General features: G+C 47.8%; 5 protein-coding genes and 1 pseudogene. 5 read left to right on the top strand and 1 reads right to left on the bottom strand.

Annotation, left to right across the window (positions count from 1 at the left end):
* Nucleotides 1-154 (top strand): annotated as a pseudogene (locus tag AC1DUA_RS12975) (NAD-dependent malic enzyme); the annotation flags it as partial.
* Between the two features lie 150 nt (nucleotides 155-304).
* Here AC1DUA_RS12975 and AC1DUA_RS12970 read toward each other — a convergent pair.
* On the bottom strand, nucleotides 305-1,456 hold the full coding sequence (locus tag AC1DUA_RS12970; RefSeq protein WP_477500154.1) for an MFS transporter: 1,152 nt from the start codon (nucleotides 1,454-1,456) through the stop codon (nucleotides 305-307).
* 282 nt (nucleotides 1,457-1,738) lie between these two features.
* On the opposite strand from AC1DUA_RS12970, the gene AC1DUA_RS12965 reads away from it, so the two are divergent.
* The 4 genes from AC1DUA_RS12965 to AC1DUA_RS12950 form a co-directional block, all read left to right on the top strand.
* Nucleotides 1,739-2,320, top strand: coding sequence for a TetR/AcrR family transcriptional regulator (locus AC1DUA_RS12965; RefSeq protein WP_477500153.1), 582 nt, complete (start codon nucleotides 1,739-1,741; stop codon nucleotides 2,318-2,320).
* Between the two features lie 16 nt (nucleotides 2,321-2,336).
* Nucleotides 2,337-5,426 carry a hybrid sensor histidine kinase/response regulator gene (locus tag AC1DUA_RS12960; protein WP_477500152.1) on the top strand — a complete coding sequence of 1,030 codons (3,090 nt, stop codon included), beginning with the start codon at nucleotides 2,337-2,339 and terminating at the stop codon, nucleotides 5,424-5,426.
* Nucleotides 5,401-6,480 (top strand): response regulator, encoded by a 1,080-nt coding sequence (locus AC1DUA_RS12955; RefSeq protein WP_477500151.1) that lies wholly within the window; start codon nucleotides 5,401-5,403, stop codon nucleotides 6,478-6,480. The genes AC1DUA_RS12960 and AC1DUA_RS12955 overlap by 26 nt, the downstream gene beginning before the upstream one ends.
* 105 nt (nucleotides 6,481-6,585) lie before the next feature.
* Nucleotides 6,586-8,391 (top strand): sialidase family protein (locus AC1DUA_RS12950; RefSeq protein WP_477500150.1); only part of this gene is annotated, 1,806 nt, incomplete at its 3' end.

Raw genomic sequence — 8,391 nt, 5'->3', positions numbered from 1 at the left:
GATTGCTTCTGTCGTAACGCAATCGGAATTAAACAAGCTTTATATCATCCCAAGTGTATTTAATCAGGAAGTGGTGAGGCGCATTCGTGAGTCCGTCATCCAAGCAGCCATTCAAACGGGGGTAGCACGGCGCATCCCGCGAGAGTTTCGTTAAACGGAGCGGCTGAATCACATCGTCTTCAGCAATCAGCCAACCAGCAATTGAATTGTTACAAGCCAGATGGGGCCTACTTGAGGCCCTGTTTTTTTTGCGTCTTTTAAAAGCATGTTCGAGAGTGGATTGCTATTATGCGGAAAATTTTTATTAAGGGCGACGAGTCAATGCCCAGAATAGAAGAGCCAGGGCACTAACAATTGCACCTAACAAACACACTCCGTTCCAGCCTGCGTAAGCATAGATAGTGGTAGATGTGATTGACCCGGTGGCGCTGCCAATGGAATAGAAAATCATGTAAGCGGCAGTAAGCCTACTGCGTGCCTCGGGGCGCAAAGTAAGGATCATGCTCTGGTTGGTGACATGTACGGCTTGCACGGCCAGGTCAAGTAGGACAATACCGACGATTAGGGCGAGAAGCGAATGTTGCGTATAACTTATTGGCAACCACGATATAAGCAGCAGCATTAATGCCACGCCGGTAGTCCTCTGTCCTAAACCTCGATCGGCAAGATGGCCTGCTCGTGCTGCGGCTAAAGCTCCGGTAACACCAGCGAGACCAAACGCTCCTATCGCTGTATGTGATAGAGAAAACGGTGGAGCGCTGAGAGGCAGCACCAGCGAAGACCATAATATACTGAAAGCGGTGAATATCAGCAGGGTTAGTACAGCACGGATTCGTAGGACTCGTTCTTGTGCGAACAACATGAGCATAGAACGAAGCAACTGTAGGTAGGATATTGATTCTATCTTCTGTACATAATGCGGCAATACCCGGAACAATACACAGGCCATGATGAGCGTTAATACCGCAGAGACAAGGTAAACAGAACGCCAACCGGCTAAATCCGTTAATACGCCAGCGAAAGTTCGCGCCAGTAGGATGCCAATTACGATTCCACTGGTCACAACACCGACGACACGCCCACGTTCGGCTGGGGCAGCCAAAGTAGCCGCAAACGCTACGAGTGTCTGTGTTACTACGGCAAGCAATCCAACAGCAGCAATGCCTATGAATAATACTAGGCTGGTAGAGGCGGTACCAACCGCTATCAAAGCTAGAATGGATACTAGCATCTGTCCAGTGATCAGCCAACGTCGATTTAAGAGATCGCCTAGAGGCACAAGAAACAGCAGTCCAAGTGCGTAACAAACTTGGGTGATTGTAATAACAATGCCGACGGATGAATGAGTAATACCGAACTCGTTCGAAATAGCGTCTAGCAAGGGCTGCGCGTAGTAGATGTTGGCGACTGCCAGCCCGCAGCTGATTGCAAATAAAAGCGTAACACTGCGAGACATGAAAGATACAGGTGCTGATGCTATAAGCGCTCTTTGAGGTGTTTCAATCTTTTTGCCTGTAGAATCCACGGTAATAACGCCTCCTTAATCAACGGTAATAAATTCGAATAATAACATACCGATCAGTATGTAATGATGTCCATTTAATATAACTTTTGAAAATGAAAACTGTCAAGAGCCTTCCTTGAGAAGGTAACCTGGAAGGAATAAGAACATTGACAGGACGATCATATAAAAATAAGATGATAAATATACCGTTTGGTATGAAATGGAGGAGTTGCAATGGCTCGACAACGCGAATTCGATGAGGAAAAGGCATTGGATGCTGCTATGCAATTATTTTGGGAGAAAGGTTTTGAAGCTACTTCCTTAAGCGACTTGACAGTAAGAATGGGCATTCAGCGACCAAGCATTTACTCAACCTTTGGAGATAAAAAAGGACTATTTGAAGCTGCACTGCGAAAATATACGAGTTCCCATGCTGCCTCTGTTCGCGCCAGTCTTCAAAACCACTCTTCGGTTAAAGAGGCATTTCGTGCCTTCTTTGAAAATATGGTGGCAAAAGAATATGGGAAAAGTCCGAACTGGGGATGCTTTTGCATTAATTCAATGGTGGAACTTTCGCCTCATGATGAGAAATTTGAAATTCTAACAAGGGAACACCAAATGTATCTCTCGGTCATATTTCAAGAAACGATTGAAAGAGGTTTGCGCTCAGGCGAGCTCGATGCCGGAATTAACGCAAAGGGTTTAGCACAGACACTAGTCATATCGTTAATAGGACTTACTGTGATCATGAAATCTCGTCCTGAACGATTATTTGTTAATAATTCTGTAAAAGAAATACTGACCTTATTAAGGTAAAATAAGGAAGAGTCAGATGGAGTTAACTTGGATGCGGAGAAATCTATTTATGAAAAATGTCGGCATGTTCAGTATGATCGGCGTCTTTATTATCATGACGTCCTTCTTTCTGTACGATTGGCTTAACCCAGCGACCGAGAAATATCCCCAAGCGCATGGCGGCGAGCTGAACGCAAGAATGTGGGATTTCACTGCCCGGGGTATCATCCCCCTTCGGGGGGAATGGGAGTTCTATGAAGGGCGACTACTGGGTTCGCAGGATTTCCTCGATAATCCGCAGCTTGTGGGCAAGCGTCAGCTCGTACGTGTACCGGGCAACTGGAAAGGTGTTGTTAGTTCGGGAGGAAGAGATGGGTATGGAGCCGGCACCTATCGATTGATTGTGCAGGTGGATAAGAAGGACTTGTACGGCTTTATCGGAAAAAAGATCCGTATGTCCAGCCGGGTGATAATCAACGGAACGGATGTAGGCGGCAACGGCCGACCGACAGTAACCGAGCAGGAATTCGTGCCTAGCAATTTACCGTTCTTGGGGATGGTGCAAGCCGAGGCTGRCACAGTCGAAATCATTGTTCAGGTTTCAAGCTTTAAATACATCGAAGGTGGACTTGTGCAGGCGCCGGAATTTGGTTTGGCGAAGGACATAGTAGCCCGTCAGGACTATGCCAGGTTGGTCGACATGATTTTGATTACGACTATGGTTGTGTTCGGGCTTTATTACATAGGGATGTTCAAGCAATGGCGCAAGGAACCGCATCTGGTGCATTTCAGCATCTTCTGCTTGACGCTCGGCTTATTTTACAGTTTCGACGATGAGATTTTGGCGGCGACCGTTGTCCCCTCTCTCTCATTCTTATGGCTGCAAAAAATGATTATCCTGCTGCCGTTGACGTCATTTTACTTTTTTTATCTCTATGTGCACCGATTCTTGGGAGGGCGGGACAACGGTGTATTCTATGCGCTGCGCTGGATTTTCATCGTGTTCTTTGCCGTTTTCTTGTTCACGCCAAACGAATATTTTCTTGAAATTCTTTGGACAACCTTGGCGCTGGAAGCCCTCATCTTACTGTTTGTTTTTTACGCTACTTTTAGCGGCCGCAGCCGAGGGGTTCAGGGGACTGGCTCGATCTTGCTGGGGGTATTTTTCCTTCTCTTTATCTGGATCTACGCCCACCTTCGTTATCAGTTAGCGATKGATAATCCAAATTATATGATTGTTACACCGCTATTGCTGCTGTTTTCGCAAGCTTACTTGATGTCGGAGAGAATTCAAGAGGCTTTCCACAAAAGCGAAAGCCTTGCCCGGCAGTTGTTGATTTATGACCAACAAAAGGATGAGTTTTTGGCCAAGACGTCGCACGAATTACGAACACCTCTGCACGGGATTATCAATTTGTCCCAATCGCTGCTTGAAGACCTGGAGCGACCGCTTAGACCGGAACACCGGGAGAATGTGAGGCTGCTGCATTTGGTAGGGCGGCGATTGGCAGGGCTTGTGCATGATATTCTAGATATGAACCGAATCAAGCTTGGACAACTGCATATCCAAACGACGCAAGTGGATGTTAATATGTCGGTTTTTTTCGTACTGGAGACGTTGTCGATAACGCCGATCAACCGCAAGGTGCGCTTGATAAACGAGCTTCCTGCCACGCTTCCTCTGGTGGAGGCAGACGAAAACCGCTTGCGGCAAATTTTGCACAACTTGTTAGAGAATGCACTGAAATATACCGAACGAGGCACGGTGCGTATTTCCGCAGAAACGTTAGGTGATGAGCTGGCCATCACGATAGCGGATACGGGGCCGGGTATTCCCCAAGACAGACTGATGAGTATTTTCGAGCCTTTCGTGCAGCAGGAAGAGAAGGATCACCGTCCTCAGGGAGGCATGGGACTTGGCCTGAGCATATCGAAACAGTTGGTTGATCTGCAAGGTGGAAGACTGGATGTCGAATCCGAGGTTGGCCACGGTTCACGATTCACCTTCACGATGCCGATTGCCATTCAAGTGCTGGAAGCCGCAGCGGCCAGTGAATATGTGGAACCGCAGATGGCTGAGAAGATAACCCTAACCATGCGCGGTCAAGACGAAACCGCTGAATATGACATTCTGATCGTGGATGACGAGTCTTCCAATTTGAAAGTGCTAATCGATGCCGTGACGTCACTTCATTACGCGTATACGGCGGTTGAGAGTGGAGAGGATGCGCTCGCGCTGCTCAAGGGTCGGAGGTTGCCGGATCTAGTGCTGCTAGATTTGATGATGCCTGGGTTATCCGGGTTGGACGTATGCAGGGAAATTCGCAGCTTGCACGACTTGGCGGAGCTTCCGGTGCTCATGCTGACCGCATCCGGCCAGGTGAGCGACATGACGGCTTCCTTCCAGGCGGGCGCCAATGACATTCTGCAGAAGCCGTTTGAGCTGGTGGAGCTGAAGGCGCGGATGCAGTCGCTATTGTCGATGAAACGCTCGTCCGAGCGAGCGGTTAAGCGGGAAATGGACTTTCTGCAAACGCAAATCACCCCGCATTTTCTCTACAACAGTTTGAATACGCTTGTGGGACTCAGCTATAAGGACGTCGACCGATTGCGGGATACTATTCACCATTTGACCACGTATTTAAGGGCGAAATTCACTTTCGTTTTTCAAGCTGAACGGATTTCGTTCGAGCAAGAGTTAGAATTGGTGCGTGCTTACTTGGCCATTGAGCAGCTGCGTTTTGGCAGCAGGCTGCACGTCCGATATCTAATCGAAGAGGGTCTTCACTTCCGGCTTCCTCCGCTTATGCTGCAACCACTCGTGGAGAACGCCGTGCGGCACGGCATTGGACCGAAACCGTCAGGAGGCACCGTTGAGATTATAGCGTGTCGAAGCGAAGAAGGTGTTCTCATCACGGTGAGCGACAATGGCGTAGGCATGGAAGAGACGAAACGAGAACAGCTGGAACAAGCCAAATCACATGGTGTTGGGATTGCTAATGTTAATCGACGCCTGCAAATGATCTACGGACACAAGCTGGAAATCGCCAGCGTACTGAATCGGGGCACGCAAATCAAGCTTTATTTACCGGAGGAAATCTATGCTAAGAGCAATTCTAATCGATGACGAGGTTATCGCACTCGACGTGTTGGAAATCGTGCTGGAAGAAGTCGGTGGTGTACAGGTGGTCGGCAAATTCCAGCAGATCACTGAAGTGCTCGGCCAAGTGTCGGGGCTGCAGCCGGATCTTGTTTTCCTGGACATCGAAATGCCGGGGATGAGCGGCTTGGAGGCCGCCGAGCATCTGCTGGGACGTCATGCCAGTATGGATATTATTTTCGTTACTGCGCATCAGGAGTTCGCTGTCGAGGCATTTGAGACAGGGGCCTTCGGCTATTTACTGAAGCCGATTTCGAAAGACAAGCTGGCGAAGACGTTAGATCGCTATGCGGTCCGACTCTCGCGTGACTTAGAAAGTCGCGGGTTACGGCAGACTTCGGTTGATTTTCCAACGGATTCGGAGGAAATGGGAAGACTGCACTTGAACGTTCTCGGCAGCATGGAGTTGTACGGTYCGGATCGGCAGCTGGTGACCTGGAGGACGAAAAAAACGAAGGAACTGTTCGCTTATCTGTGGCATCATAATGGAACCCCCGCATATCGGTATCGATTGCTTGATGATTTATGGCCGGACAGCGAACCCGAGCGTTCCCAGAAGCTGTTAAATACAACGATTTACAATCTGCGGAATGCGCTGAAGAACACTGGATTTCCAGACATGGTTGCTTTCGCTGATGAACGGTATTGGCTGAAGATCGAAAATATTGACAGCGATGCAGCAAAGCTAGAGGAATTTATGACAGGGCGCCGATCGCATGAGATCAGCGAATTACTGTCACTCTACCGGGGAGATTATTTCGAGGCGGAGCATTATGGCTGGGCGGTAAACAAAAGTTATGAGTTGCACTCTTCGTACACACAGAGCCTCGAACAGTGGCTGGGGAAAGTTTCGGGAACAGACAAGGAGCTTGTATGGAGAAAGCTGATCGAGCTTGAACCCTATCAGGAACGGTATTACGATCTGCTTCTGCTGCATCTGGAGAAGACGGGCGACGCTGTGGCGGCAGGCAAGCTGCTGGAACTAAAACGACAAAGGATAGAAGAAGAGCTCGGTTTATGAGCTCTTTTTTGTTTATTCATTGTTTATTGCCATATTGTAAGATATACCCGAATATTGTCGAAATAGAGAAGAGGCGATGAAATGGTTATAAGAGGTGAGAGAACGATGAGAGAGAGAGTATTTCGAAATGAACAAAGAATTATTGCTCTTGTTATTAGTATAATCTTATTTTTGGGGGGAGTTGCTTTTGTTCCCGCAAGTGCGAGTGCCGCTGCAGACCCGGACCCGACCTATGTTTGGCAGCAAGTGAGTACAAAGAGTTTTTTAAGCATTGCTTATGGCAATGGGCAATATGTAGCTATTACTAGTTCTGAGAGAGGTTTCATTTATACATCAAATGATTTAGTGAATTGGAATCGTGTGGATATAAGCAGCAAAATGTATAGGAATTTAAATACTATTGAATTTTTAAATGGGAAATTTTATGCTGCTCCAACAAGAGACGATACTCAAGGAACAGGCGCTACGCTAATCAGTTCTTTAAATGGAAGTGATTGGACCGTCGAGTCGTCTTCATTTGATACTTACGCAATAAACTCAATTTCCTATGGAAATAATAAGTATGTGATGACAATGGGTAATTCAGCCACTGGTTACTTGGTTTCTGCGAATGCTAGCACATGGACTGCTTCTACGCATGCTAATACTTATGTGAGTAAGGTTTTGTTTGCCAATGGGCAATTTATGATGGTTGGGTGTGTCAAATCCTGCATAGGTGCTTCTTCACTATCAGGAACCATTATGACATCCACGGATGGAGTAAATTGGAGTGCGATAACCACTGTCTCGGATATATATGGTTTTACAAGTGTGACATCGGATGGTTCAGGAAAATATGTAGCAGTAGGGTATGGCGGACAAATTTATCGTACCGATCCTAGCGGAAGTAATACGAATCCTACGCTTTCTACAACATCACCAGTTACTACGGATTTAAGTGATGTGAGTTATAGCTCATTAGGAGGCGGATATGCGGCCGTAGGAATCAGCTCGATTCTCTTCTCGAACGATGGAATCAATTGGACGAAGGAATCTAAGAATTCAACGCAATCCGGAAGAAAAGTTATCTATGGAAATAATGAATGGATTGTTGTTGGGAATAACGGAGTTTTGGTTCGAAAAGTAGAAGTAAATGCGATGACACCAAGCATCGTTACACAACCAACAGATAAAACGGTGAACGAAGGCAACAGCAGTCCGACCTTGAGCGTGGCAGCGAGTATAAGCGACGGAGGAACGCTGAGCTATCAGTGGTATAGCAATACAACAAACAGCACGATTGGCGGTACAGCGATTAACGGCGCAACAAACGCAACGTATGCAGCGCCGACGATAACGGCGGGAACGACGTATTACTACGTTGTCGTGACGAACACGAATAGCAGCGTAAGCGGCACCAAGACTGCCACGGTAACGAGCAACGTTGCAGCGGTAACAGTGAAACAGGTAGTCGCGCCAATTGCGCTTTCCGCAACTTCAGGTGACGGGCAAGTTACACTCACTTGGAGCGGTGTATCCGAGGCGATCACCTATAACATCTATGCAGGAACCGTTTCCGGTTCGTATGAGCCGACTCCTGTCGCGATGGTCCCCGGATCAACCAACATCGGCACGATAACGGGGCTGACGAACGGAACGACATACTACTTTGCGATTAAGACTGTCAGCACAGATGGGTACAGCAGATACTCYAAYGARTTRRGTGCCACGCCTATCGCCAAGCCGAACGCGCCAGTTGCGCTCTCCGCAACTTCAGGTGACGGCCAAGTAACACTCACTTGGAGCGGTGTATCGGATGCGGTCACCTACAGCATCTATGCAGGAACTGTWWTAGGTTCGTATGAGCCGATCCCTGTCGCGACGGTGAACGGTTCGACCAACACCAGCACGATAACGGGGCTGACGAACGGA

The sequence above is a fragment of the Paenibacillus sp. 01T422 genome (assembly GCF_056398785.1).
This window is presented reverse-complemented; position numbering and strand designations above follow the sequence as displayed.

Excerpts from the sequence above, each read along its gene's own strand:
- AC1DUA_RS12965 (WP_477500153.1), top strand. The coding sequence starts at position 1,739 with ATGGCTCGACAACGCGAATTCGATGAGGAAAAGGCATTGGATGCTGCT.
- AC1DUA_RS12970 (WP_477500154.1), bottom strand. The coding sequence starts at position 1,456 with ATGTCTCGCAGTGTTACGCTTTTATTTGCAATCAGCTGCGGGCTGGCA.